Annotated in this window: 20 protein-coding genes; 5 read left to right on the top strand and 15 right to left on the bottom strand. The window is 71.9% G+C overall.

What is annotated here, in order from left to right; translation table 11 throughout:
- Positions 1-17 precede the first annotated feature (17 nt).
- The gene (locus ACIOHC_RS10095; protein ID WP_351076701.1) at positions 18-419 is read right to left on the bottom strand and encodes a GtrA family protein; all 402 of its coding nucleotides are present in this window, start codon (positions 417-419) and stop codon (positions 18-20) included.
- A complete protein-coding gene (locus ACIOHC_RS10100; protein ID WP_351076698.1) occupies positions 416-1,381 on the bottom strand; it encodes a glycosyltransferase family 2 protein in 966 nt (321 codons plus the stop codon). Before ACIOHC_RS10100 ends, ACIOHC_RS10095 begins: the two co-directional genes overlap by 4 nt.
- 123 nt (positions 1,382-1,504) lie before the next feature.
- On the opposite strand from ACIOHC_RS10100, the gene ACIOHC_RS10105 reads away from it, so the two are divergent.
- The gene (locus ACIOHC_RS10105) at positions 1,505-4,087 is read left to right on the top strand and encodes a YfhO family protein (RefSeq protein WP_401842264.1); all 2,583 of its coding nucleotides are present in this window, start codon (positions 1,505-1,507) and stop codon (positions 4,085-4,087) included.
- A 25-nt stretch (positions 4,088-4,112) separates the two neighbouring features.
- Here the strand turns inward: ACIOHC_RS10105 and ACIOHC_RS10110 are convergent, their stop codons facing one another.
- The 6 genes from ACIOHC_RS10110 to ACIOHC_RS10135 form a co-directional block, all read right to left on the bottom strand.
- Positions 4,113-4,754 (bottom strand): GNAT family protein, encoded by a 642-nt coding sequence (locus ACIOHC_RS10110; protein WP_365692678.1) that lies wholly within the window; start codon positions 4,752-4,754, stop codon positions 4,113-4,115.
- Positions 4,755-5,021: 267 nt separating this feature from the next.
- The gene (locus tag ACIOHC_RS10115) at positions 5,022-5,216 is read right to left on the bottom strand and encodes a hypothetical protein (RefSeq protein ID WP_351076689.1); all 195 of its coding nucleotides are present in this window, start codon (positions 5,214-5,216) and stop codon (positions 5,022-5,024) included.
- A 75-nt stretch (positions 5,217-5,291) separates the two neighbouring features.
- Positions 5,292-6,110, bottom strand: a complete 819-nt coding sequence (locus ACIOHC_RS10120; RefSeq protein WP_401842268.1) for a glycoside hydrolase domain-containing protein — start codon at positions 6,108-6,110, stop codon at positions 5,292-5,294.
- A gap of 216 nt (positions 6,111-6,326) precedes the next feature.
- Positions 6,327-7,865: a serine/threonine-protein kinase gene (locus ACIOHC_RS10125; RefSeq protein WP_365692683.1), complete on the bottom strand. Its 1,539-nt coding sequence runs from the start codon at positions 7,863-7,865 to the stop codon at positions 6,327-6,329.
- Positions 7,862-8,578, bottom strand: coding sequence for a hypothetical protein (locus tag ACIOHC_RS10130; protein ID WP_401842271.1), 717 nt, complete (start codon positions 8,576-8,578; stop codon positions 7,862-7,864). The genes ACIOHC_RS10125 and ACIOHC_RS10130 overlap by 4 nt, the downstream gene beginning before the upstream one ends.
- Before the next feature lie 120 nt (positions 8,579-8,698).
- Positions 8,699-10,876: an N-6 DNA methylase gene (locus ACIOHC_RS10135; protein ID WP_401842272.1), complete on the bottom strand. Its 2,178-nt coding sequence runs from the start codon at positions 10,874-10,876 to the stop codon at positions 8,699-8,701.
- Positions 10,877-11,084: 208 nt separating this feature from the next.
- On the opposite strand from ACIOHC_RS10135, the gene ACIOHC_RS10140 reads away from it, so the two are divergent.
- Both ACIOHC_RS10140 and ACIOHC_RS10145 read left to right on the top strand, forming a co-directional pair.
- Complete coding sequence (locus ACIOHC_RS10140; RefSeq protein WP_401842274.1) at positions 11,085-11,477, top strand: hypothetical protein; 393 nt, start codon at positions 11,085-11,087, stop codon at positions 11,475-11,477.
- 78 nt (positions 11,478-11,555) lie between these two features.
- Entirely contained in the window at positions 11,556-12,299 is a 744-nt protein-coding gene (locus tag ACIOHC_RS10145) for a hypothetical protein (RefSeq protein ID WP_351076671.1), read from the top strand.
- 101 nt (positions 12,300-12,400) lie between these two features.
- Here ACIOHC_RS10145 and ACIOHC_RS10150 read toward each other — a convergent pair whose 3' ends face one another.
- The 3 genes from ACIOHC_RS10150 to mfd all read right to left on the bottom strand — a co-directional run bounded on the left by ACIOHC_RS10150 (position 12,401) and on the right by mfd (position 18,112).
- Positions 12,401-13,147 (bottom strand): N-acetyltransferase, encoded by a 747-nt coding sequence (locus ACIOHC_RS10150; RefSeq protein WP_351076668.1) that lies wholly within the window; start codon positions 13,145-13,147, stop codon positions 12,401-12,403.
- Between the two features lie 94 nt (positions 13,148-13,241).
- Positions 13,242-14,024, bottom strand: coding sequence for an HNH endonuclease family protein (locus ACIOHC_RS10155; protein WP_389636625.1), 783 nt, complete (start codon positions 14,022-14,024; stop codon positions 13,242-13,244).
- Between the two features lie 557 nt (positions 14,025-14,581).
- Positions 14,582-18,112 carry a transcription-repair coupling factor gene (gene mfd / locus ACIOHC_RS10160; RefSeq protein WP_351076662.1) on the bottom strand — a complete coding sequence of 1,177 codons (3,531 nt, stop codon included), beginning with the start codon at positions 18,110-18,112 and terminating at the stop codon, positions 14,582-14,584.
- 505 nt (positions 18,113-18,617) lie between these two features.
- Between mfd and ACIOHC_RS10165 the strand changes: the two genes are divergently transcribed.
- A complete protein-coding gene (locus tag ACIOHC_RS10165; RefSeq protein WP_351076777.1) occupies positions 18,618-19,616 on the top strand; it encodes a LuxR C-terminal-related transcriptional regulator in 999 nt (332 codons plus the stop codon).
- Between the two features lie 86 nt (positions 19,617-19,702).
- Here ACIOHC_RS10165 and ACIOHC_RS10170 read toward each other — a convergent pair whose 3' ends face one another.
- Together ACIOHC_RS10170 and ACIOHC_RS10175 are read right to left on the bottom strand one after the other, a co-directional pair.
- Complete coding sequence (locus tag ACIOHC_RS10170) at positions 19,703-19,978, bottom strand: hypothetical protein (RefSeq protein WP_351076659.1); 276 nt, start codon at positions 19,976-19,978, stop codon at positions 19,703-19,705.
- A complete protein-coding gene (locus ACIOHC_RS10175) occupies positions 19,975-21,294 on the bottom strand; it encodes an amidohydrolase (RefSeq protein ID WP_389636624.1) in 1,320 nt (439 codons plus the stop codon). The genes ACIOHC_RS10170 and ACIOHC_RS10175 overlap by 4 nt, the downstream gene beginning before the upstream one ends.
- Positions 21,295-21,509: 215 nt before the next feature.
- On the opposite strand from ACIOHC_RS10175, the gene ACIOHC_RS10180 reads away from it, so the two are divergent.
- Positions 21,510-21,686, top strand: coding sequence for a thiazolylpeptide-type bacteriocin (locus ACIOHC_RS10180; protein ID WP_073790073.1), 177 nt, complete (start codon positions 21,510-21,512; stop codon positions 21,684-21,686).
- Positions 21,687-21,844: 158 nt separating this feature from the next.
- Here ACIOHC_RS10180 and ACIOHC_RS10185 read toward each other — a convergent pair whose 3' ends face one another.
- Entirely contained in the window at positions 21,845-23,809 is a 1,965-nt protein-coding gene (locus tag ACIOHC_RS10185; RefSeq protein WP_351076651.1) for a TOMM precursor leader peptide-binding protein, read from the bottom strand.
- The gene (locus tag ACIOHC_RS10190; RefSeq protein ID WP_351076648.1) at positions 23,806-24,561 is read right to left on the bottom strand and encodes an ABC transporter permease; all 756 of its coding nucleotides are present in this window, start codon (positions 24,559-24,561) and stop codon (positions 23,806-23,808) included. The genes ACIOHC_RS10185 and ACIOHC_RS10190 overlap by 4 nt, the downstream gene beginning before the upstream one ends.
- Positions 24,562-24,617 lie beyond the last annotated feature (56 nt).

The raw sequence follows: 24,617 nt of genomic DNA on the forward strand, positions 1-24,617 counted from the left end.
CGGGGCGCTCGGCGGCCTCAGGAGACGCGTTCGGCCGCCGGGACGCCGCGGTCCGGGCGCAGCATGATCGTGCGCGAGACGACGAAGGTGATCGGGATGGCCGCCGCGGCCGCGACCAGTGGCGCGTACCGGCTGCTGAACCCGGAGAGGTCGACCAGCAGATAGACGCCGCCCGTCGTGATGACGAAGTTGGCGGCGTTGGTGAGCGGGAAGAGCAGGAATTTCCGCCAGGTCGGCCGGGTCCGGTAGGTGAAGTACGAGTTCAGGAAGAAGGAGCCGGTCATGCTCAGCGCGAACGCGGCCACATGGGCGGCGATGTACGGCAGCCGGCCCAGCAGGACGAGGTAACAGCCGTAGTACGTACCGGTGTTCACGATACCCACCAGGGCGAATCGGGCCATCTGCGCCTTGACCGTCATCGGCGTGCGAACTCCTGGCGTTCCCGTATCGGCTCAGTCGTCGCCGCGGCGTTCGTGGCCTTCACCAGGAAGTGCGGGCGGCGCTTCACCTCGTAGTAGATACGGCCGACGTACTCGCCGACCACTGCGACCATCACCATCTGGACCCCGGCGAGGGCGGTGACCACGACGAGGAGGGTGACATAGCCGGGGGTGTCGACCCCTCTCACCAGCGCGACGCCGACGATCCAGGCGGCATAGGCGAGGGCGACGGACAGCAGCAGCATGCCCAGGTAGAGCGCGGCGCGCAGCGGTTTGTTGTTGAAGGAGAGAAGCCCGTCGAGACCGTAATTGAGGAGCTTTCCGAAGGTCCAGGCGGAACGGCCCTGTTCGCGGACGGCATTCTCGTAGCTGAAGGTCGTGGTGCGGAATCCCACCCAGGCGAAAAGGCCCTTGGAGAACCGGTTGTACTCGGTGAGTTCCAGGACGGCGTCGACCGTACGGCGGGACAGCAGTCTGAAGTCGCCGACGCCGTCGACCAGTTCCACGTCGACCAGCCGGTTGATCAGCCAGTAGTAGGCGCGGGCGCTGACCGTGCGGGTGACGCGGTCGCCCTTGCGGGTGCGGCGGGCGATCACCTGGTCGTAGCCGTCCGCGTGCTCCTGGAGCATCCGGCCCACGAGCTCCGGCGGGTGCTGGAGGTCGGCGTCCATGATGACGACCGCGTCGCCCTCGGCATGCTGGAGACCGGCCAGCATGGCGGCCTCCTTGCCGAAGTTGCGGCTGAAGGAGACGTAGCGGGCCCGAGGATCGGCGGCGGCCAGCTCCTGGAGGATCACCAGGGTCCGGTCCTTGCTGCCGTCGTCGACATAGACCAGTTGGAATTCATGCCCCAGCCGCGTCATTTCTTCCGTGACACGTTCATGGAAGCGTTCGAGGATCTCTTCCTCGTTGAAACAAGGCACCACCAGCGAGATCAGCACGGATGTACACCAACCCGCGCACGTGTCGGAATTTGACGCTCCATATGACTGAGGGGCGTCCATCAAGTGAATTGCCTTACTCCGGCCGCGGTTTATCCGTTCGAGGCTGGCATATTCCTGCGTATGCCGACTTTCCGCCTCCGTTCGTACGCGGGTTCGCTCGCCGCGCTGCTCACCGTCGCCGCCGTCTGCGCGGGTGACGCCTGGGCGCGGAGCTTTCCGTTCGGACCGCGCACCCGGAGCGTCAACGACCTCGGCAATCAGTTCGTGCCGTTCCACTCCCGGCTGTGGGACCTGCTGCACGGGAACGCGGACGGCGGCATCCTGCTCAACTGGTCGTCCGGGTACGGAACCAGCTTCCTGCCGGATCTCGGCACCTATCTGACCAGCCCGTTCGCCCTGCTCGTCGGAGTCTTTCCGCGCGACCGGATCGATCTCGCGGTCTATGTGGTGACGGTCCTGAAGATGGCGTCGGCCGCGGCGCTCATGGCCCTGCTGCTGCTGACGCTGCGCGCTGGGCGCTGGTGGGCGGCGGGGGTGCTGGGCGGTTCGTACGCACTGTGCGGCTGGTCGGTCGTCGAGGCCTCGTACAACCCGATGTGGCTGGACGGACTGGTCGCGCTGCCGCTGCTCTGTCTGGCCGCCGAGTGGGCCAGGACGGGACGGCACCGCATCGCCGCGCCGTTGCTCGTCGCGGTGGTGTGGGCGGCCAACTTCTACACGGCCTACATGGCGACGCTCGGTGCCGCGCTGGTGCTGGCGGTGCGGCTCTTCACGGAGCGGGACGACCGGCGGGCGGTGGTACGGGGACTGGCGCGGGCGGTCTGCACGGTCGGGGTGGGGGTCGGACTGGCGGCGCCCGTCCTGATCCCCGTCTACCTGGGGACGAAGCACGCCTACCCGGGCTGGGACCGCGCGTTCGCGCCCGCCGCCTGGCCCGATGTGCTCGCCCGGCTGCTGCCCGGCACGTACAGCTTCTTCACCCCGGCCCTCTTCCTCGGCACGGGCACCCTGCTCCTGGCCTGTGCGCTGGCCTTCCAGCGGTCCGTGCCCCGGCGCGAGCGGGGGGCGTGGGCGGGGCTGGTGGCGGGGGTGGCGCTGTCGTTGCAGTGGGGGCCGACGCATCTGCTCTGGCATGCCTTCGCCACCCCCAACGGCAGTCCGTACCGGCAGACGTTCGTGCTGGCCGGGCTGGTGGTGATCGCCGCGTGGGTGTCGGTCTCGTACGACTGGCCGGGGTGGCGGGCGCTGCTGGGCGGGGGCACGGTGCTGGTGCTGATCGCGGCCGGGGCCGGCTTCAGCGGCCTGGTCGCCCGGTGGACGTATCCGCTGTTCGCCGCCGGTCTGGTGGCGGCGGCGGTCGCACTCGTGCTGGTCGGGCGCGGCCGGAGGTTCGCGGTGCTCGCCGCCACGCTGCTGATCGGCGCGCAGGCCGGGCAGGCCGCGGCGACCACCGCCTTCGCCGACCGGCAGAAGCTGAACCGGCTCGACCATTACGCGCCCTGGGGCGAGCGGCAGCGCGTACAGGCGGCGGCGGTCGCGGGCGCCGACGACTGGCCGCGCCATCGCACCGACCCCGGCCGGGAACAGACCACGGCGAACGATCCGCTGCTGGTGGGCGGTCAGGGCGCGGCGTACTACAGCAGTCACACGCCCGCCGTGCTGACCCGCACGCTCCGTGCGCTGGGCGGCGGGTGGACGTCGGGCGGCCGGGCCGTGCAGAGCCTCGACAACCCCGTCACGGACGCGATCTTCTCGGTGGGTGCGCGGGTGCGCGGGCCGCGCGATCCCCATCAGGTGTGGAACGCCCCGGACGACCGGCCGGTGACGGTGAGCCGTGAACAGGCGCCGCCCCTGGTGACGGTACGGCCGCCGGGCGGCCCGGTACCGTACGGCCGGTCGCCGTACCGCAACCAGGAGGCACTGCTGGGCTCGACGGTGTACACGGTGCCGAAGGCGGTGCTGCGCGCGGCGAGGGGCGGCGCGGTGGCGGACCGGGGCGCGTACGACTACCGGGTGGGGCGCGGTACCTACACGCTGACCGCCCGATGCCCGGCGGGCTCGCAGGCGTATCTGTGGGCTCCCGACCTGTTCGGCTCGGCACGGCTCGGCAAGGGCCCGGAGGTCGAGTTCAAGGGGCAGTTGCCGGCCCGGCGCGCCGCGATGGAGCGGCTGGGTACGGCGGGCGGAAGCGCGCTGGTGGTGGTCACACTCACCGCCGTACGCCAAGGGACCGTGCCGCACGAGGCGATCGGCTGCCTGGACCGGGCCCGGCTGGCCTCGGCGGTCGCCGGGCTGGAGCGGACGGGAGCGACCGCCGTCCATGTCGCCGCCGACGGCATACGCGCCGAACTGCCGCCCGGCAGCACCGGAACGGTCGTGATCGCCGCGCCCCGGATCGCCGGCTGGAGCTGCCAGGGGCGGCCCGCCGACAGCTACCTGGGTCTGGTCGCCACCCCGGTCCCCGCCCGCGGAGCCTTTGTCGACTGCGCGTTCCGGCCCCCCGGCCTGCGGGCGGGCGCGGTGATCGGCGCGGGCGCGGCGCTCGCCCTGGCGGTGGCCGGGGTGTGGGGGGCGTGGCGGCGAAGGCGAGGGGCGGGCCCCGGGAGCCGGCCGCCCGCTCGTTCGGATCAGAGATCCGCCCTGCGGGTCCCGGACCGTGGAGTCAAAGGGCGGAGCAGCGAAGAGCACGCCGCCCAGGAGTGAACCACCGAGGAATCCCTGGCTCAGGTCACCGGCCGGTGACCGGCACGTCCCAGGACCGGGGTCGGGCGAGCGCCTGCCATTCGTCCCGGAGCAGGGCCAGCACCGCGACGTCGTACCGGCGGCCCCGGTGCAGGCAGGCGGAGCGGCGCACCCCCTCCTGGACGAACCCGGCCCCGGCCAGCACGCCGAGGGCCGCGGTGTTGGTGGTATGGGTGACTGCCTGGACGCGGTGCATGGGCAGTTCACCGAAGGCGAGGTCGACCAGTGCGTCCACGGCGTCCACGCCATGGCCCCGGCCCCGGTGGCCGGGGTCCAGTACCAGCGTGATCTCGGCCGTGCCGTCGACCATGTCCTGGTCCGTCAGGGCGATGTGGCCGATCGGCGTGCCGTCGGGGAGCAGGACGAGGAAGTCGTCGCGGTCGTGCTCGTCGCGGTCGCGGTCGATGCGCTCGCGCACGGCAGAGAGAGAACGCGGCCACATGCCGACCTCATGGGCGGCCACGGGGTCGGCGCGCCAGGCGTGGACCAGCTCCACGTCGTCGACGTCGAGCGGCGCGAAGGCGACGTCCCTGCCCCGCCGGCAGACCTCCCGGGGCGATCCTGCCTCCCCGCCCTCGGGTTCCTCGCCGGCACGCCCGGCCACAGTCTCTGCCACATCCTCGATCACGGGCGGAGGGTACCGGCCGCCGGGACCGGCGGACCAGTCGATTCTGTTCCCGGACGGCCCGCCTCTGTTCCCGGACGGCCCGCCACGGGCGTGACCGCCAAGGAATCTCCGACTCGGGTCACTGGTGCTGCGACCGGAAGGGTTCACCGGCTCGCGAGCGCGGGCACGTGTTCGGGGCCAGTCCGCTGGAGAACGACGCGGTGCTGCGCCGGATGGCCCGTGCGACGCGTGTCGGCCCAAGGGCCCGGCCGGAACCGGTGCCGCTCGTCAGGCCGATGCCCCTGCACGGAGCCGTCGCACGTCCCGCACGAGCGTGTGCACGGTGCCGAGGAAGATCGCGGCTCCGACCCCGATCCAGAGGACTGATGCCCCGGAGCGGTACTCACGAACGGCAAGGACGAGCAACGACGTGCCGACAAGGACGCCGAAGGCCGAAAGCAGAGCGCTGATGCGGTCGGTCACCCGGACATCATCAACGACCGCCCCGGCCCGCGGGAGTGCTCCGGACGAATCGGCCCCTGATCCGGACGAGACACCTCAGCCCACGATCGCGACCGGGGCGTCCCAGGCGTTCCGGTCGATCGTGAGCGTGCCTCCGGTGTGCGTCACCTTCTTGTTGACGGCGTACTGGTGGCCGCGGCGGTGCCCGGTGTACAGCGTCGAGGCGTACGGGAAACCCTTGGTGGTGGAGTACACGTCGTCGTAGCGGGCGTACCAGAGGATCTCCGGCAGGTCCGTGCAGTTCGTGGCGTCGGCGACGACGGCGGCGCTGGAGTTGCTGAAGCCGTAGAAGCCGGACCAGTACCCCTTGGCCTTTACCGTCTTGTCGAACGACCGGATGTAGGCGAGCACCGTGTTCACGCAGGAGGTGTTCTTCGGGTCGAAGTACTCCATGTCGAGGTAGACCGGGCTGCCCGGCTTCATGCCGAGCGCGGCCTCCTTCGCCACCGCGTCGTTGGCGTCGGTGACGCCGAGCGAGGTGGCGTTGGCGGCGGTCATCTTCTCCGGGTTGGCGCTCGTCTGGCACGGCGGCTGCGCGCCGACGTACAGCGGGACCAGCTTCCATCCGGTGGCACTGACGGACTTCACCCAGGAGGCGGTGAGGTTGGGCTGTGCGCAGCCGCGGTTCTTCCCGCCGACGTACACGGCGGCTCCGTGGTAGACGGAGGAGCTGTACCAGCCCTTCATGGTGGTCAGCGACGGTGCGGTGCAGGTGTCGAAGACATGGCCGGTGTAGATCTTCGGAGCGGGCCTGGAGACCGTGGTGGCGGTGGCGGCCTGGGCGACGAACGCGCCACCGGCGAGAACGGCGACGCCTGCCAGGGCCAGGGAGATACGGCGGCGCTTCCTGGACATGCGGTGAGAAGGCACAGAGACCTCGGCAGTGCTCGAAAGAAGTGTGAGGCCGACGGGGCAGGCGGGTCGTCAGCCGCCCCGGCGGCAGATCACGGTCTCACGCCGCGGCCGGTCTTCGACCCCGGCAGCGATCTCCGTGGCAATCCATTGCGGAAACTTGGCGTGTCCATTACCCATTTGACCGCCTGATCGTGACCGTCGGGCCTCCGCCGCGCGTCAGCCGCCCCGCATCTCGGCCTGCCGGTCGAGCCGGCGGCGCAGCTCCACCGGCAGCGGATGGTGCGGTCCGTAGGCCCGCTCCGTGTCGTACAGCAGCCCCTGCAACTGCACGCGCGCCGCCACCTGGTCGCCGACCGCGAGCAGCAGGTGTGCGACGCGGTTGCGGATCTCGAAGGAGCGGGCCGGGTCGCCGCCCGTGGCGTGATGGTTCTCGTAGTACGGGAGGACCGCGCGGTACTCCGCGAGCGCGGCGGCCGGTTCGCCGAGCTGTTCCAGGCACTGGGCCGCGTCGTAGCGGAACTGGAGTGTCTGGGCGTCGGCCGGGCCCGCCTCCGCCGCGCGGTCCTCGGCGAGGCGGCGCAGCTCGGGCAGGGCGCGGCGGTACTGGCCGTCGTCCATCAGCGTCGCCGCGTACTGCTTGCGCAGGATGCGGACGACGGCGGAGTCCGCACCGTGCTGTTCGGCCGCGACCGGGAGGATGGAGCCGAGGATGTCCACGGCCTGGGTGATCCGGCCCTCGCCGAGCAGCTTCTTGACGTCGTCCACGGCGGCGGCGACATCGCGCCGGTCCGTCGCCTGGGCGGGTGGGGCCGAGGGCCGGTCCGGGGCGGTGGCGCGGTCGGGCCACGGGGCGTGCGGGCGCAGGAAGGGACGCGTCGGGTCGAGCGGGCCCGTGGGGACCGCGGTGCCTGGTGAGGGGAGCAGCGGGGCGAGGTGTTCGTACACCTCCTGGGCGTTGGCCGGGCGGTGCTGCGGATCCTTGGCCAACAGCCGCAGCACCAGGGCTTCGAGGGGTTCGGGGATGTCGGGCCGGACCCGGCGGACCGGGAGCGGCGGCTCGTGGAGGTGGCGGTGCAGCACACCTAGAGCGGTCGAACCCGCGAACGGCACGTCCCCGCTGAGGAGTTCGTGGAGGAGCACGCCGAGGGCGTACAGATCGGTGTACGGACCGACGGCGCCGCCCATGGCCTGTTCGGGCGCCATGTAGGCCGGGGAGCCGATCGGTGAACCCGTGTGGGTGAGACGCGTGGTGTCGGTGTCCAGGACCGAGGCGACGCCCAGGTCCAGAACGGTGACCGTGCCGTCGGGACGGACCATCACATTGCGGGGCTTGAGGTCGCGGTGGACGATCGGCACCGCGTGCACCGCGCAGAGGACGGCGCAGAGCTGGGCGGCGACCGCGACGGACCACTGCCAGGGGTACGGGTCGTGCTCGGCGAGATGGTCGGCGAGGTCGGCACCCTCGACGTACTGCATGACGAGGAACAGCTCGTCGCCCTCGCTGCCCGCGTCGTGGACCGAGACCAGGCCCGGGTGGTCGACCTGGGCGGTGACCCGGCACTCGCGGACGAAGCGGCGGCGCAGCTCGCCCGCGGCCTCGCTGTCGATGGGGCCCGTGACGCGGTCGGGGCGGAGCAGCTTCACCGCGACCCGGCGGTCCAGACGCTGGTCGTAGGCCGTCCAGACCTGGCCCATGCCGCCCTGGCCGAGCACGGTCGCCAGCTGGTACCGCCCGCCGATGAGTCGTCCGCTCACCGGCCCTCCTCCTTGCGGAGGTAGTCGCTCAACTCGTCCAGCTCGGCCCGGACCTGGTCGATCCGCTGGTGCCGGTGCGGCGCCTGGGCCGGGGTCGGGGGCCGCGGCGTCGGCGCGTCCGCGGGAGTGGCGGCTGGCGTGGGCGTGGGCGCTTCCGCGGGAGCGGCGGCGGGCGTGGGCGCATCCGTGGGAGCGGGCGCGGGGGCGGGGACAGGTGCGTGCGTGGCCGTGGGGGCGGGCGCGTGCGTGGCCGTGGGGGCGGGCGCGTGCGTGGCCGTGGGGGCGGGGGCGGGCGTGCGCATCGGCATCGTGGTCGCGTACGGGTATCCCGGTGCCGGGGGCGCGTACCCGCCCATGAGGTCTCGCTCCGTGAGCTGTTCGTGGTGCCGGATGTCCCCGACCAGGTAGTACGCCACAGCGGCCACCATCACCAGCAACAGCAGCGGTATGAGCACGTTGTCGATGCCGACGGGCTCATCGCTGCCGTCCCTGCCGATGATCATCAGGGACACGAGGACGAACACGAAACCGGCCCCGGCCAGCCACCAGTCGGACGTCCGGCGGCGCACGATCGCGAGACGGAGCAGCGGGCTCCACAGCAGCATGCCGAACGAGCACACCGTGAGCACGACGAACAGCACGCGCACCGAGACGATCCAGGCCCGGCTGGGAACCCGGCGCGGCGGCGTCGGCGGATGACCGGGGGCGTACATGGCTGCTCCTGGAGACCTCGTCGTGGAACGTCCGCGCACACGCTCCGTGTACGCAGCTCCGAGCGTAAAGGGCGACACCGGCAACCGGCCCCGGGTTGTACCGAACCGTTGTGGCTCGGGTCACTTCGGCGGGACCGTGCCGTCCGCCAGCCCGTCGTACATCCCCTGGATCAGCTGCCCGCCGAGCCGGCCGGCCAGCCGGAGCGCGTCCTCGAACGCGGCCAGGGCGCGGAACCGTTCCCCGTATCTCCGCTGTTCCGCGAGTGGCAGCCGGGGCAGTTGGAGACGGCGGGCGTCCAGCCGGGTGGCGGTGGAGGCGTAGCTGCTGGCCTGGCGGTTGTTGGCGGTGCCGCGCAGGAAGCCGGCGAGGAACCACGGGTCGAGGGCGGCAGGGTCGGGACGCAGCAGCTGGAGGTTGCGGCCCAGCGCGGCCCCCGCGGTGGCGTCGTCGATGACGCGGACGACGGCGCCGCCGCCGAGCACGGGGACGACGACATCGCCCGTCTCGACGAGGACCGGCTCCTCGGGGGGCCCGTCGGCGGGCAGGCTTCCCGAAGGGGCGGTGGAGCCGAGGACGTCGTGTTCGGTGAGGACGGGGACCGGGCCGGTGCCGGAGCCGCCGGTGCGGAGCTGGAGTGCGCCGGCGCGGGCGAGTTCGCCGACGGTGGTGAGCGGCCAGTGGGCCGGGTCGCGGGGGGGCACGGCCGACGGGGTGAGGGTGCCGGTGAGGCCGAGCGTCTCGATCAGCCGCTCCCGTACCCGGATCAGTTCGGCCGGTCCGCCCGCGGCGGCCGGGGGTGGCAGATGGCGGGCGGGGGCCAGATCCACTTCGTCGTCGAGGAGTTCGATGACGGGGACGGCGCGGCTGACGCCGGGACGGGTCCCGAGCGGGCGGACGGAGCCCGTCCCGTCCGCCCGGCCGGTCCTGTCCTCGCCCGGTCCCGCGCCTGCGCCCGTGTCCTCGCCCTCACCTTCGGCCTCGCCCTCGAACGACTGCCAGGCGGCGAGCACGGCGCTGTGCACCGCCTGCCAGTCGAGCCGGTCGCGCCCGCCGGAGGGGAAGGTGGCGCCGGGGCCCGCGGCCGGGGACTCGGCGGATTCGGCCGTGTCGACGAGCAGCAGTTCCGGCGAGGGGCGCAGGCCGCCGACCGGCTTGCGCAGCACCCAGAGGTGGAGCGGGATGCCGTACGGGGGTGCGGCGCCTGCCGGGAGCGCGATGACGGCGCGCAGGGCGCCGCGGCGCAGCAGATCGGCGCGGATCCGGCGGCCGGAACGGCGCGAGGCGGCGGCCGGGGGCATCAGCAGTACAGCGGTGCCGCCCTCGCGCAGACGGGCCAGCGCGTGCTGGACCCAGGCCAGTTCGGACTCCGTACGGGCCGGGAAGCCGTACTCCCAGCGGGGGTCGTAGGCGAGTTCGTCGTGGCCCCAGTTGCGTTCGTTGAACGGCGGGTGGCAGAGCACGGCGTCGGCGGCGAGCTGCGGGAAGGCGTCGGCGCGCAGGGTGTCACCGGTCCGTACCGCGAGGGCGCAGCCGGTGGCGGAGTCGGTGTGCAGGGCGAGCCGCAGCGCGGTGAGTGCGGCGAGGTCGGGGTCGGTCTCCTGCGCGTACAGGGCGGTCGGGCTGCCGACGGAGCGCAGCAGGGCGCCGGTGCCCGCCGCGGGGTCGAGGACCGTGCGGGCCGGCTGCTTCCCGGCCTGTGCCAGGGCGGCCATGAGTGCGGCGAGTCCGGGCGGGGTGAGTGTGTACTGGCGCGGGTTGGCGTCCAGTTGACGGCCGAGCAGGAACTCGAAGGTCTCCCGGACGCCCTGCTCCGCGGCGAGATCCGCAACCGCCCGGAGCAGCGGCACGGACGGGAGCAGCTCCGCGCGGCCGGGAGCGTGAACAGCCCGTCCGGGTTCCGCGGCCGGTCCGAAGCGGGCGGTGAGCAGATCATCGAGGGCGAGGGACAGCACACCGGCCATCGCCTCGTCCGACACGGCGGCGATCTCCCGCCAGGCGGTGGGGCTGTCCCGCAGGAGCAGCAGGGCGCAGCCCGTGTGGACCAGGGCGGGGACCGGGCCGGCCGGGTGCCCCACGAGCTGCCAGACCCGTTCACGGAGCGGGACCTCCGCGAGTTTGCCCTGGTCGCGCAGCCACTGCTCGACCTCGCGCAGCGCGAAGGACGGGCTCGTCTCGGTGCCGCCGACGGGCTTGGGGAAGTCGGCGTGCCGGCGGCGCCAGTTGCTGACGGCGGCGCGTCCCACGCCCGCGAGCCGGGCGATGCCGGCCGCGGTCACCTCGGTCGAGTTCTCCGGCACTGACTGTCTCCCTGATCCGTCGGCGCTGTGTGGGTGAGCATAGCGACCTCCGCCCGATCGCATCGGTTCACATAGTGACGAAGAACGCCCCAGATAATTTGCGTTGACTCGGTTCACAGGCTCTGCTGTTATTGACCTGTCACCGCATCTCCAGGGATTCGGGCGACCGTTCACACCCCCTTGTCGAAATTCACCGAAGGGCCCAGCCATGTCCGGGTACCCCGAACCGCCGCCGCGGCAGCGGGCGTACACGCCCGCTCGCGCACCGGGCGAGCGTCCGGCGCGCAACGGGCTGGGCACCACGGCGCTCGTCCTCGGCATCACCGGCAGTGTCATGGGCCTGGTCTGGGCGCTCTTCTGGCTCGCGGCGGTGCTCGGCCTCCTCGCTCTCGCCCTCGGCCTGACCGGCCGGGGCCGCGCCGGCCGGGACGAGGCCACCAATCGTGGGGCGACCACCTTCGGAGCCGTGCTCGGGGTGATCGCGCTGACGCTCTCGGGCGTCGGTGCGGTGCTCGTGACCAAGGCTGCCGCCGCGGGCACCACACCGGCGCCTGCCACCGCCCCGTACCTCTCCGCCGATCCGCGCCCGACCCTCCGCTGACACGCCCGCGAAGCCCGCCCACCGCGTTCCCCGCCCCGACCCCCTCCCCACCCGCCTCACCTCACGGAGACCTCCGCCATGCGCCTTCTCGCCCGTACCGCCGTCAACACCTTCTGCGCCCTCACCCTCCTCGGCCTGGCAGCCTGCGGCACCGACACCTCGCCCGCCGAGGCGACCGGCCCCTTCGCGGACATGTCGGGCCCCGAAGTCGCCAACAAGGCGCTCAAGACCACGAAGAAGGCGAAGTCCATGAAGATCGCCGTCGACATGAAGACGGGTGACGGACCGATCTCCGCCCACTTCGCCATGAGCACCTCCGGCGCCTGCACCGGAACGATGTCCATAGGCCCGGCAGGAACCATGGAGGTCCGCAAGACCGGCGACACGCTCTACACGAAGTTCGACGAGGCGATGCTGCGCGAGCAGTCCAAGGGCGAGCCCGCCGCGGACGTCGACGCCGCGGTCGACCTGCTCGCCGGCCACTGGATGAAGTCGAAGGCCTCGGACGCCGACAACAAGGACATGCTCGAATTCTGCGACCTGGGCGCGCTGCTGAAGGACTTCGAGACGAACGACAACGCGGCCCGCAAGAGCGGTGAGACCACCGTCGACGGCCAACGAGCGCTGCGCCTCACCGAGAAGGACAGCGAAGGCACCTACACGATGCTGGTGGCCGCCGAAGGCGCCCCGTACGTGCTCAAGGTCGACTCGAAGGGCGGCAAGGAGCCGATGACGATGAGGCTCTCCGAGTTCGACAAGCCCGTCGTGGTGAAGGAGCCGGCCGCCAAGGACATCGTCGACCCGGACGAGCTGGCCGGCTGACACCCATCACGCACGCCCGGACGCCGGGGGCTGTGCCCTCACGGGCGGCTGCCTCCCGGCGCCCGCGCCCGGGGCCACGACGGATGCCCACGGGACAACCCTCAGACGCGGTGCCGCACCCATACGTTGGGCTCCACGTACACCGCGTACCCGTGAGCCACCGAACACTGCACCGGCACCAGTGCGCCCGGCACCTCCACCGGGCCGTCCTCGTCGAACGGCAGGCCGGTCCAGGACCGCCACCGTGCGAGTGAGCCGGCGACCGTCATCGACACCGGCGCCACCGCCTCGATCACCCCACCGGCCCGCACATGGACGCGCAGCCACGGATCGTACGGAAGTCCGTCTTCCACCCGGGTCCGGCGGGCGTACTCCTCCATCGGGGCCGAGGCGTCCAGGTGCTTGGCGCTCGGCCGCACCGGGGCGACGAGGTCGGCGAACCCGAGCCTTCCGGCGTTCTCCCGCATCGCGGCGACCATCCGTGCCGAGATCCCCTCGCCCTGGCGCCCGTCGGCGACCGCGATCTCGATCGCGCTGACGGTGTCCGGCGTACGTCCGTGCCGCAGGTCCGAGAAGGCCCACAGCAGCACTTGGTCCCAGCCGCCCTCGGGCAGCCCCTCCCGTCCCGGGGCATGCAGCGCGAACGGCACGCTGTACGCCCGTGCGACGACGGCGCCGTCCTCGTCCGTCGCGACGAGGACGTACTCCGGGAAATCGACGGCGATCCTGGGGTAGTTCGCCCAGCCCACCAAGTCCTCCAGGACGAATCCCGGCCAACTGTCCGGCATCCGCCCTGCCGCTCCGGCGAGTTCGGGACGGGCGGCGAGGGTGGTGATGGTCAGGTCCATGCACCCACGCTAGGCAGCGACAGCGTCGGCGCCAAACCGTTTTCCGCACGTCACAGCCTTGGGCACGGACGATTCGGAGCCGGGCACCTGCCTGTCATCCCCCGCACTGCTCCAACATCGCCTGCTTGTCCGCGGCGGTGACCGGAAGCGCGTACTTCAGCGAAACCTGCGCGAACCGGACCGCGTACGAGCAGCGGATCGGCTTGTAGGGCGGCAGCCAGGACGCCGGACCCGAGTCCCGCTTGGCGTTGTTGGCCGGGCCGTCCACCGGAATGAGGTTGAGCGGGTCGTTGGCGATCTGCTGCCGCTTGGTGTCGTTCCAGTGCGCGGCGCCCATCTGCCAGTCGTACGAGAGCGGCATGACGTGGTCGATCTGGACCTTGGTGGCCTGCTGCTTGCGCCACTCGATGGTCGAGCCGGTGTACGGGTCCTTGAGGGTCATCGACACGACCACACAGTCCGAACCGGACCGGAACTTCACGTCCTTGCCGTCCCTGGCGAGGAGGTCGTTACGGGTGTCGCAGCCGTTCCTGGCCAGCGGTATCCCGTCGATCGAGTCCTTCCAGGCGTATCCGAACCTGTCGCGCGCGTACCCGGTCTTCGGACCCCGGCCCTTCGTCGCCACCTTCTCGATGATCTTCCGGCCGGCCGCCCTGTCCGCCCCGGACGCGAGCGGCGCGAGACCGGGCTTCGTGCCGTCGGCGTTGTCGAGCGGGCTGGCCCCGAATCCGGTGGCGGCCTGCCCGCCGCCCCGGGACCCGCCCCCCTCCTGCCCGGTCCCGGAGGCCGACTGCTCGGGATCGCAGCCGGCCAGGGTCAGCACCGCCGCCACACTGAGGGCGGGCAGCATCACTCGGTACGCGCGGGGAGGTATCACTCGAAGCCGTCCTGACGGGGAGAAAGCTGATCCCCGGAATCCTACGGACGCCTTCCCCGGGAGACATGCACATGGCTACCGTTCGGGCCGGATGCGGCCTGAATCACACTGCCCGCCGGGGCCACCTCGGGTTCGCTGCCGGGGGCCACGGCTTGTTCGCCGACGCTTCGATCGTCGCACCCTCACGCCCACGGGATCGTCGTGAGGAACTCCCCCGTCCACGCCAGCGGTCCGCGGCCCACGACCGGCTTGCCGCCGATCCTTCCGATGGTGGGGCGGAGGAGACCAGGATCTGGTGGACGGCAGGTTTTGGAGCTCCCGGACACCTCCACCGGCCACCCATGCTCCCACTCGCACTCGGCCGTGAACTCGTACTGCGCCTCGTACAAATGGCCCGCCTTGACCATGACCGTCGCGCCACGGTCCAGCACCCCGACGGCAACGCCTGCTCGGGGCGCGGGTTACAGCTTGCCGGCCAGCTCGCCGACGACTCCGGGGTCGATGATCACGTCGTCGGCAAGACCGTGTGGCTGGTGTTCAAAACCGCGCCCGCCCCCTCACGACCCCAGGATCGTCGTGAGGAACTCCCCCGTCCACGCCAGCAGTTCGCGGCCCACGACCGGCTTGCCGCCGATCCTGCCGGTGGTGGGGCGGGGGACCAGGATCTGGTGGGCGGCGGGCTTGATGACCGTCTTCGGGTAGAGGCGCTTCAGACGCAGCTCCTGCGATTCGCGCAGCTCGACCGGGGCGAACCGGATGTTCGAGCCCTGGAGGACGATCTCGCCGACGCCGCAGGCGCGGGCCAGCATGCGCAGGCCCGCGACCAGGAGCAGGTTCTCGACCGGCTCGGGGAGCTTGCCGTAACGGTCGGTGAGCTCCTCGCGCACCGCCCTGATGTCGTCCTCCGAACTGGCGGACGCGATGGCGCGGTACGCCTGGAGGCGCAGCCGCTCGCCCGGGGCGTAGTCGTGCGGGACGTGCGCGTCGACCGGGAGCTCGATCTTGACCTCCAGCGGCGGCTCCTCCTCCACGCCGCCTTCGAGGGAGGCCCGGTAGTCGGCCACCGCCTCGCCGACCATGCGTACGTACAGGTCGAAGCCGACGCCCGCGATGTGGCCGGACTGTTCGCCGCCCAGGAGGTTTCCGGCGCCGCGGATTTCGAGGTCCTTCATCGCCACGTACATGCCCGCGCCCATCTCGGTGTGCTGGGCGATCGTGGCCAGGCGCTCGTGAGCCGTCTCGGTGAGCGGCTTCTCCGGGGGGTAGAGGAAGTACGCGTAACCGCGCTCGCGGCCACGGCCCACCCGGCCGCGCAACTGGTGGAGCTGGGAGAGGCCGAAGTTGTCGCCGCGTTCCACGATCAGGGTGTTGGCGTTGGAGATGTCGATGCCGGACTCGACGATCGTGGTGGAGACCAGGACGTCGAACTTCTTCTCCCAGAAGTCCACCACCACCTGTTCCAGGGCCTGTTCGGACATCTGTCCGTGGGCGGTAGCGATCCTCGCCTCGGGGATGATCTCGCGCAGCCGCGCAGCGGCCCGGTCGATGGACTCGACGCGGTTGTGGATGTAGAACGCCTGGCCCTCGCGGAGCAGTTCGCGACGGATGGCCGCGCCGATCTGCTTCTCCTCGTACGGGCCGACGAAGGTGAGGACCGGGTGGCGCTCCTCGGGGGGCGTGGTGATCGTCGACATCTCGCGGATGCCCGTCACGGCCATTTCGAGCGTACGGGGGATCGGCGTCGCGGACATGGTGAGGACGTCCACGTTGGCGCGGAGCTTCTTCAGCTGCTCCTTGTGCTCGACGCCGAAGCGCTGTTCCTCGTCGACGATGACCAGGCCCAGGTCCTTGAACCTCGTCTCGGAGGAGAAGAGGCGGTGGGTGCCGATGACCAGGTCGACGGAACCCTCGCGGAGCCCTTCCAGGGTCGACTTGGACTCGGACTCCGACTGGAAGCGGCTCAGCGCCCTTACGTTGACCGGGAATTGGGAGTAGCGCTCGGTGAACGTGCCGTAGTGCTGCTGGACCAGGAGGGTCGTGGGGACGAGGACGGCGACCTGCTTGCCGTCCTGGACCGCCTTGAAGGCCGCCCGTACCGCGATCTCCGTCTTGCCGTAGCCGACGTCGCCGCAGATCAGCCGGTCCATCGGGACCGACTTCTCCATGTCCTCCTTGACCTCGGCGATGGTGGAGAGCTGGTCGGGCGTCTCCGCGTACGGGAAGGCGTCCTCCAGTTCGCGCTGCCAGGGGGTGTCGGGGCCGAAGACATGGCCGGGCGCCGCCATCCGGGCCGAGTACAGCTTGATCAGGTCGGCGGCGATCTCCTTGACCGCCTTCTTGGCGCGCGCCTTCGTCTTCGTCCAGTCGGCGCCGCCGAGCCGGTGCAGGGTGGGCGCCTCGCCGCCGACGTACTTCGTGACCTGTTCCAGCTGGTCGGTCGGAATGTAGAGGCGGTCGCCGGGCTGGCCCCGCTTGGCGGGGGCGTACTCGACGAGGAGGTACTCACGGGTGGCGCCCTGCACCGTGCGCTGCACCATCTCGATGTAGCGGCCCACACCGTGCTGCTCGTGGACGATGTAGTCGCCGGTCTCCAGCGTCAGCGGGTCGATCGTCTTGCGCCTGCGCGCCGGCATCCGGCCCAGGTCCTTGGTGGCGGTGCGCTGACCCGTGAGGTCCGTCTCGGTCAGGACGGCGAGCTTGAGCGCCGGGTCGACGAAGCCCTGGTCGATGGCGCCGCAGGAGACGTGGACCAGGGACGGGGAGATCTCCGCCAGATCAGGGTCCAGACGGGCCGCGATGCCCTCGCCACCGAGCACCTCGACCGTGCGGGAGGCGAGCCCCTGGCCCTCGGTGACGTACACCGTGCGCCAGCCGTCGGCGAGCCGGCCCTTGGTGTCGGCGAACGCTCGGGCGGTGTCGCCGCGGTACGACTCCGGGGCGTGCATCGCGAGCTTGAGGGTGTCCTCGTCGAGCGCGTCGTCCGCGGCGAACGGGGAGACCGACCACCACATCATCCCCAGCTCGCGGGCCCGGTCACGGATGTCCGCGATGCCCCACAGGGAGGCCGCGCCGACATCGATCGGGGCCTCTCCGCCGCCCGCGGTCGCCGCCCAGGAGGCCTGGAGGAACTCCTGGCTGGTGGCGACGAGGTCGGCCGCCCTGGTGCGGACCCGCTCCGGGTCGCAGACCACCGCCATCGAACCCTTCGGCAGTACGTCGAGCAGCAGCTCCATGTCGTCGACGAGGACCGGGGCGAGGGACTCCATGCCCTCCACCGCGATCCCCTCGGCGATCTTGCCGAGCAGTTCGCCCAGCTCCGGGTGGTTCTCGGCGAGGGCGGCGGCCCGCTCGCGCACCTCGTCGGTCAGCAGCAGCTCGCGGCAGGGCGGCGCCCACAGCCCGTGCTCGGCGATCTCCAGCGACCGCTGGTCGGCGATCTTGAAGTAGCGGATCTCCTCGACGTCGTCGCCCCAGAATTCCACCCGAAGGGGGTGCTCCTCGGTCGGCGGGAAGACGTCCAGGATGCCCCCGCGCACAGCGAATTCGCCGCGCTTCTCGACCAGTTCGACCCGCGAGTACGCGGCTGCCGCGAGCGCGTCGACCGTCTTGCCGAGATCGGCGCTCTGCCCGATCCGCAGCGCCACGGGCTCCAGGTCGCCGAGCCCCCTGACCTGCGGCTGGAGCACGGAACGGACCGGTGCGACGACGACCTTGACCGGGCCGGTCTCCGGGTCGTCCTCCCGCGGATGCGCCAGGCGCCGAAGCACGGCGAGGCGGCGGCCCACGGTGTCGGAGCGGGGCGAGAGGCGCTCGTGCGGCAGGGTCTCCCACGAGGGGAACTCGGCGATCGTGTCCGGCGGCAGCAGGGTGCGCAGGGCCGCCGCCAGGTCCTCCGCCTCCCGGCCGGTCGCGGTGACGGCGAGCACGGTGCGCCCGGTCTCCCGGGCCAGCGCCGCCACGGCGAACGGCCGGGCGGCGGGCGGGCCGACGAGGTCGACATGCATCCGGTGGCCGTCGCCGGCGGCCTTCACCGCTTCGGAGAGTGCCGGGTCACGTACGACGACATCCAGCAGACCGTGCAGGCTCATGAAGGGCTTCCGTCCGGGTAACGAGGGCGAGGTCTGACAGCCGGCTGCTGCCAGGGGGCAACGCGAAGGACCCGACACGTCTCACGGGCCGGGGTCTTTCAAGACTACGACTCCCCTGTGACAGCCGCGTGCGCAATCGCCCCCGGGCGGGAGGCGTGCGGCCTGATTGCGGCGGGTGGCGAAGCGGGGTGCCGTCACCGGGCAGGGGCGGGAACCGGACACCGCGAAGGCGCGGGAATCCGACGCCGGGCAGCCGCCGGCCCTGTTCCGTTTGATGCCGTCCGTCGTGCGTCCGGCACCGCTCGTCGCGGGCCACGCACCGTTCATCTCCGCATTCCACACAGTTCTGTCCGGGCTCCTCACAGAAATGAGCCCAGCGTCTACGCTTTGGCCCAAGATTCCACAAACAGTTGCACGGGCAGTGAGTACGGCAGCCGTCGACCGGCACTCACGGGCGATCCCCGGAAGTGCGCGGCCACGCATGGACCAGGCAGCGGGGGCACACGTGGGCGAGAACGAGATGTCCATATTCGGGGTCGCGGAGGCCGAGGAAGAGGTCTACCGGCACTTCCTGCGCAATCCCGGCACCGCCACCGACGGTCTGCACCTTCTGCTGGGCACCGACCCGCAGACCGCCCGCTCGTGCGTCGACCGGCTCCAGGAACTCGGGCTGCTCCATCCCGAGGGCCCCGACCTGCGTATCTTCCCGACGGATCCGGAGGTCGCGCTGGCCCGGCTGATCGACTTACGTCTGCACGCGCTCCACCAGGAGCTGCAGCGCGTCACCCGCTCCCGCCATGTCATCGACGGTCTACGCGCGGAGCAGGGGGCGCGAAGACCCCCTCCTCCGGGCATCGAGCAGTTGGAGGGGCTCTCCCAGATCCGCAACCGGATCGACGACCTCGCCTTCTTCGCCCGGGACGAGATCCTCTCCGTCGAGCCGTACACCAAGCTGTCGCCCGAGAACATCGCCCGCTCGCGCCCGCTGGACCTGCGATGTCTGCGGCGCGGCGTGCGGATCAGGAATGTCGTCGCACGGGCCGCGCTGCACGATCCGGCGACCGCCGCCTATCTGCGGGAGCTGGCCGATCACGGGGCGGCGATCCGCGTGACGGCGCACACCGCGGAACGACTGCTGGTGTACGACCGCAGAGCCGCACTCGTCCCGCTGGATCCGCGCGACACCTCGCGCGGGGCGCTGCTCGCCCATCGCAGCGGTCTGGTCTCCAACATCATCGCCCTCTTCGAGAAGATCTGGGACCAGGCCGACGATCTCTCCGAGGCGTTCGGCGAGGACAGCGGGGCACCGGGCACCGGTCTGTCGGAGACCGAGCGGCGGGTGCTGGTGTCGATGTGCACCGTGGGCAAGGACGAGGCGGGCGCCCGGGAGCTAGGCGTCTCGGTGCGGACCTACCGGCGGTATGTCGCCGATCTGATGCAGAAGCTCGGCGCGGCGAGCCGCGCCCAGGCGGCGCTGCTGGCACGGGAGCGCGGCTGGATCTGAAAGGTGCGGATCCCGGGCCGGTCCCGGGCCTCGCGCGCGGGTCCGGAGCCAGGTGAGGCGCCCGCGACCGCGCCGCCGCCGTGCCCTCATCGCTCCTCCGCCCAGCCCTCCAGCGCCCGGTCGGCGAGGGCACAGGAGAGGGCACGCCGAACCGTCTGCCGGTCGACGGCGGGGGCCAGGGCGATGCGCAGGGCGATCCGGTCCGGACCCACGGATCTCGGCGTGCAGCTCCAGTGGGCGGGGAGCAGGCTCAGCAGACGTACGACGGTGGTCTCACCGGTCGGGGCGGCGGCGTCCCGGCGGACGGTGACCATGTCCACATGGTCCGGGGCGTGGACGGTCCCCCTGTCGGCGCTGGTCATGGCGTGCCTCCTTCCGGGGCCAGCACATGTCTGGCGGCCGACGCCATCGCGGCGATCCCGGCCGGCAGAGCGGTACGGACGTCCGGCGCGAACTCCGGCGCGTGGTTGGGCGGTACACGCGGTCCGCCGTCCCGGGCGGCGCGCCACTGCCGTACCCCGGTCACGCCGAGCAGCCAGTACACCGTCGCCACCCCCGGGGCGCCGAACCACGAGAAGTCCTCGGTCGCGGTGAGGGGGCCGCAGTCCGCCACCCGCTCCGGCCCGAACAGCGCCTCGTGCGCCCCGCGTACGGACGCGGTGGCGGCGGCGTCCGTCAACAGGGCGGGCGAACGCGCGGTGACGGTGAAGTCCGGCCCCTTCTGGCAGCCGGAGGCCGCACATTCGGCAGCGATGATCCGGCGCGCGGCAGCGGTCATCCGGTCGAGCACCGGCTCGGACAACGCCCGGAGGCACAGGGCGAGTTCGGCCGTCTCCGGGATCACGTTGCCGCGCTCCCCGGCCCGCAGCATGCCGACGCTCAGCACCGCCTGCTCGGCCGGTGCGGTCTCCCGCGAGACGACGGACTGGAGCCGCATGACGACGGCAGCCGCCGCGAGGACCGGGTCGATGGTGAGGTGCGGGGTGCCGGCGTGGCCGCCGCGCCCGTGCAGGGTGACGTCCACCGCCGCGCTGGCCGCCGTCAGCGGGGTCCGGAAGTCCGCGGCGTGCGCGAGGGTGCCGGCGGGGGCCGGCGAGGTGTGCTGGGCGAGGACCACGTCCGGGGTGCCGAACCGTTCGTACAGCCCGTCCGCGAGCATCTCGCGCGCCCCGGTCAGGGTCTCCTCGGCGGGCTGGCCCACCACCAGGACGGTGCCGCTCCATTCGGAGCGCGTCCGGGAGAGTTCGGCCACCGCTCCGGCGACCGCGGCGAGATGGAGGTCGTGTCCGCAGGCGTGCATCACTCCGGGCACGGTGCTGGCGTAGGCGAGGCCGGTGCGCTCGGTGACCGGGAGGGCGTCCAGTTCGGTGCGGAGCATGACGGTCGGTCCGGGCCCGTTGCGCAGGACGCCCACGAGCCCGTGGCCGCCGCCGATCCTCCGGGTGACCGCGCAGCCGCTCGCCTCCAGCCGCGCGGCGAGCCGGTCGGCGGTGCCCCGCTCCGCCCCGGAGAGCTCCGGATGGGCGTGGACGTCGAGGTAGAGCTCGATCGCGGAGCGCAGCACCTCCCGCGGCACGACCGGCGGCGAGGGCCGCGGTGAGGCCGAGGACGGGGCCGGATTCGGGGGCGGGGCCGGATTCGGGGGCGGGGGTTCGGGTGGGGCGGGTTTCTCCTTCATGTCATCTCACCTCGTTCCGCTGGGCGGGTTGGGTCCTCGTCCGTGAGCCTGCGCCGCCCCGGCTTCAGGAATTCGGCGTTCCGCTGTCATGGGGTGCCAGCGATCTGACAGCGAGAGCGCGGCCGATCTGACAGCGGACCCCGCTGCAATGGCATCAGCTCAGGGGAACAGCGCCGGACCCGCCGGCCGGTCCCCGTGACCCAAGGGAGAACACCATGGCCCCGAAGACCGAGCTCGCCACCCTCGCCGACGAGATCCTGGAGCTGGAGTCGGAGACCTTCGAGATCTCGGACTACTCGGACGCCGCGGAGGTCGTGCTCGCCGGCTCGACGTCCTGCTCCTCGACGTCGACCTGCTCCAGCACCACCAGCACCACCTCCTGCTGCGCCTGACCCGGTCGCACGGCACGCACGTCCACAAGCCCTCTTCGCGGAGCGCACGCGAAGGGGGCTTGCGGACGTCGTGCCCGCGCCGGCGAGGTCCGCACGGGTCACGTTCCCGCCGGCCGTCCCGGCCCCGGTCACGTCCGCACCGGCCGTCTCGGCCCCGGTCACGGGAAGGGGTGCGGAACGCGCTTGACCGCGGACTCCGGGAGGTCGTCGGCTCTCCGTCCCGCCGCCCGCAGCGCGGTCCGCAGCCTGGGCATCAGCAGGGCGCGCTGCCGTGTCCAGCCGAAGTCCAGCGGCAGGAAGCCGGGCACGAGGGTGGCAACCGTGTGCAGGCCCATCCGGTGCTGCTCGGGCGTGGTCTGGTCGACCACGATGGCGTCGTGCCCGACGGCGGCGATCCGGTCGCGCAGCAGGTTCAGATCGTCCAGCAGGTCTCCGGTGCGGGGCCGCAGCGGCTCCCAGTCGCCGAAGATGTCGGCCGACGGGCGTACGGCGACGGGGTCCAGGTACTCCTTCGCGTGCTCGGCCATCGCGGGCAGCCCGTAGAGCTGGGCGTGGTCCTTCAGCTGCCGCACACGGGAGAAGTCCTGTGCCATGGCGGTGAGTTCGCTGTGGCGCTCGGCGACCTGGTAGGGCAGGTGCGGAATGTAGGTGAGGACTTCGGACAGGGCCGACTCGATGGTGCTCTCCGGGTCGAATCCGGCGGCGGCGGCGAACGACAACGTCCCGTACCCGCCGTCCCTGCGCACCGCGAGAGCCGTGACGACGGGGACGGCCAGGTCCATCCGGGTGTCGAAGGCATGGACGTCGTAGCCGTGCAGCGCGGCCCGGTCGGCCATCGTGCGGACGGCCGGGGAGCGGCACGCCCCGAGGTCGATCGCGGTGAGGGGGGCCCTGCCGTACCAGGCCAGGAGGAAGGCGTCCCGCTCGATGATCTCAAGGAGCCCGAAGAGGATCGCCTCCTCCAGACTCCCGCCGGTGGCACAGCCGTTGGAGCATTCGAAGACGAAGTTGTCGGCCTCGACCCCGGCGCTGTAGTGGGCGAGCCGGGCGGGCACGAGGACGGGGCGGTCGTCGCGCAGGGAGTGCCCCCACACCCAGGGGATGGGCCGGTCGGGGTCGAACGGGGAGACCATGGGGTCGTTCGCGTAGGTCTCGGGGGCGTAGAGACCGCATGCGGCGGGGTCGAGGGCCCGGTCGGACAGTCGGTTGTAGGAGCCGACCACGGGAGAGGTGCCGCGTCTGCGGGTGGTGCCCGCGTACCGTTCCAGGCCCTCCAGGTGGGCGAGGGTGCGGCTGGTGTCGTAGCTGTTGGCCTGGCCGCTCCAGGTGACGTCGTTGAGGCCGGCGTAGCCGCGTACGAAATGGGTGCCCGCGACCGGTGCCGTGGTGGTGGACGTCGGGTTGATCCAGATGTCGGAGCCGAGGGTGCCGCACACCGGATTGGCGAGCGCCGCGGTCGGCAGGGGGTAGGAGGCGAGGGAGCGCAGCCGGTAGCCGTCCGGGTCGGGTTTGCGGGCGGGACGCAGGACCATGCGGGCCGAGGCGGCGGTGTCCGGGACCTCCTGGACGCAGGAGGGGCAGAGGGGTTCGGGCAGGAGCGGGAACGTCGCGGTGGCGAGGGTCACCAGATCGATCCGGGTGACCCGGGGCAGCGCGCGGTCGGCGGGGGTCGCGTCGGGGACGTCGTGGCCGCCGCTGAGGACGGCACGGTAGACGGCCCAGACGGCGTCGACCGCGTAGTCGGTGAGGACGGGCCAGTGGACGGCGCCGTGCGGTGTGCCGCCGAGTTCCAGTGCCTCGCGCTCCGAGCGGCTGCGCAGCCGCTGCCAGCGCATCGCCAGGCACTGTCCGCAGGCCTTGGTGCCCGGCTCGCCGCCCCAGGGCCCGATCAGCACGGCGCGTGAGGTGAGCTGGACACCGGCGGCGGGGCGGGCGTCCGCGTACGGGTCGGGGCGACCGAAGCCGAGGGTGTCCGCCGCGCCCAGCGGGACGACGAGGGGGGCCGGCAGCGCCGACGGGTCGGGCAGCCGCGCGTGCCGAACGGTCAGTTCGTCCTGGAGCGCGGCTCGGGCCGCTTCCAGCGGGCTCCCGGTCCGCCCGGGTGCGGCGGTGGGCGTCGTCATGACTTGTCGCTCCAGCGGAAGGTCCTGAGCGCGATCGCGCTCAGGACGAGGGCGAAGCCGGCGAGCACCGCGCAGGACAGGCCGATGTCCGAGGCGGTCCCGTTGCCGGTCAGGGCTCCGGAGATCCCGTCGTTGAGGTAGCGCAGCGGCAGTACGCGGGAGAGGTTCTGCATCCAGGACGGCATGGCGTCCAGCGGGAAGAACGAACCGGACAGGAACGCCATGGGGATCATCAGGCAGTTGGCGACGGCGGCGACGGCTTCGGGGGTCTTCGCGTAACTGCCGACGACGACGCCCATCGCGAGGAACGCGGTGATGCCGATGACCAGCACCGGCAGGGCGAGCGGCCAGCGGCCGTCCAGCCGCAGCCCGAACGAGGGCAGCAGGGCGACCGAGACGAAGAGCACGGCCTGCACCGCACCGATGCCCAGCGCCAGGACGTACCGGGAGGCGAGGACGGCGGACACCGGCGTCGGGGTCATCCGGATGAGGCGCAGGATGTCGTCGCGCCGCCACTGCATGAGGACGAACCCGACACCGAACACGGCCGCGTTGCCGACACCCCAGGACAGGACGCCGGGTGCGATGTAGTTGATGTACGGCTTGCCGCTCTCCTCGACCGTCTGCCCGTGGAAGATCAGTCCGAAGACCACCAGGAAGATGAGCGGGAAGGCGAAGGTGAAGAACAGGGTGGTCTTGTCGCGTGTGTAGGCCCGGTATCCGGCCTGGCTCAGCGCCGCGTATGCGCTCATCGGGGTGTCTCCGTATCGCTGGGTGCGAGGGTGGTGGGGGCCTGGGGGTGGTCGGC

The organism is Streptomyces sp. NPDC088252 (genome assembly GCF_044740965.1).
Lineage (GTDB): Bacteria > Actinomycetota > Actinomycetes > Streptomycetales > Streptomycetaceae > Streptomyces.

Coding starts and splice junctions, on each gene's coding strand:
- ACIOHC_RS10095 (WP_351076701.1), bottom strand. CDS start 419: ATGACGGTCAAGGCGCAGATGGCCCGATTCGCCCTGGTGGGTATCGTG.
- ACIOHC_RS10105 (WP_401842264.1), top strand. CDS start 1,505: ATGCCGACTTTCCGCCTCCGTTCGTACGCGGGTTCGCTCGCCGCGCTG.
- ACIOHC_RS10120 (WP_401842268.1), bottom strand. CDS start 6,110: ATGTCCAGGAAGCGCCGCCGTATCTCCCTGGCCCTGGCAGGCGTCGCC.
- ACIOHC_RS10130 (WP_401842271.1), bottom strand. CDS start 8,578: ATGTACGCCCCCGGTCATCCGCCGACGCCGCCGCGCCGGGTTCCCAGC.
- ACIOHC_RS10140 (WP_401842274.1), top strand. CDS start 11,085: ATGTCCGGGTACCCCGAACCGCCGCCGCGGCAGCGGGCGTACACGCCC.
- ACIOHC_RS10145 (WP_351076671.1), top strand. CDS start 11,556: ATGCGCCTTCTCGCCCGTACCGCCGTCAACACCTTCTGCGCCCTCACC.
- ACIOHC_RS10150 (WP_351076668.1), bottom strand. CDS start 13,147: ATGGACCTGACCATCACCACCCTCGCCGCCCGTCCCGAACTCGCCGGA.
- mfd (WP_351076662.1), bottom strand. CDS start 18,112: ATGAGCCTGCACGGTCTGCTGGATGTCGTCGTACGTGACCCGGCACTC.
- ACIOHC_RS10170 (WP_351076659.1), bottom strand. CDS start 19,978: ATGACCAGCGCCGACAGGGGGACCGTCCACGCCCCGGACCATGTGGAC.
- ACIOHC_RS10175 (WP_389636624.1), bottom strand. CDS start 21,294: ATGAAGGAGAAACCCGCCCCACCCGAACCCCCGCCCCCGAATCCGGCC.
- ACIOHC_RS10180 (WP_073790073.1), top strand. CDS start 21,510: ATGGCCCCGAAGACCGAGCTCGCCACCCTCGCCGACGAGATCCTGGAG.
- ACIOHC_RS10185 (WP_351076651.1), bottom strand. CDS start 23,809: ATGACGACGCCCACCGCCGCACCCGGGCGGACCGGGAGCCCGCTGGAA.
- ACIOHC_RS10190 (WP_351076648.1), bottom strand. CDS start 24,561: ATGAGCGCATACGCGGCGCTGAGCCAGGCCGGATACCGGGCCTACACA.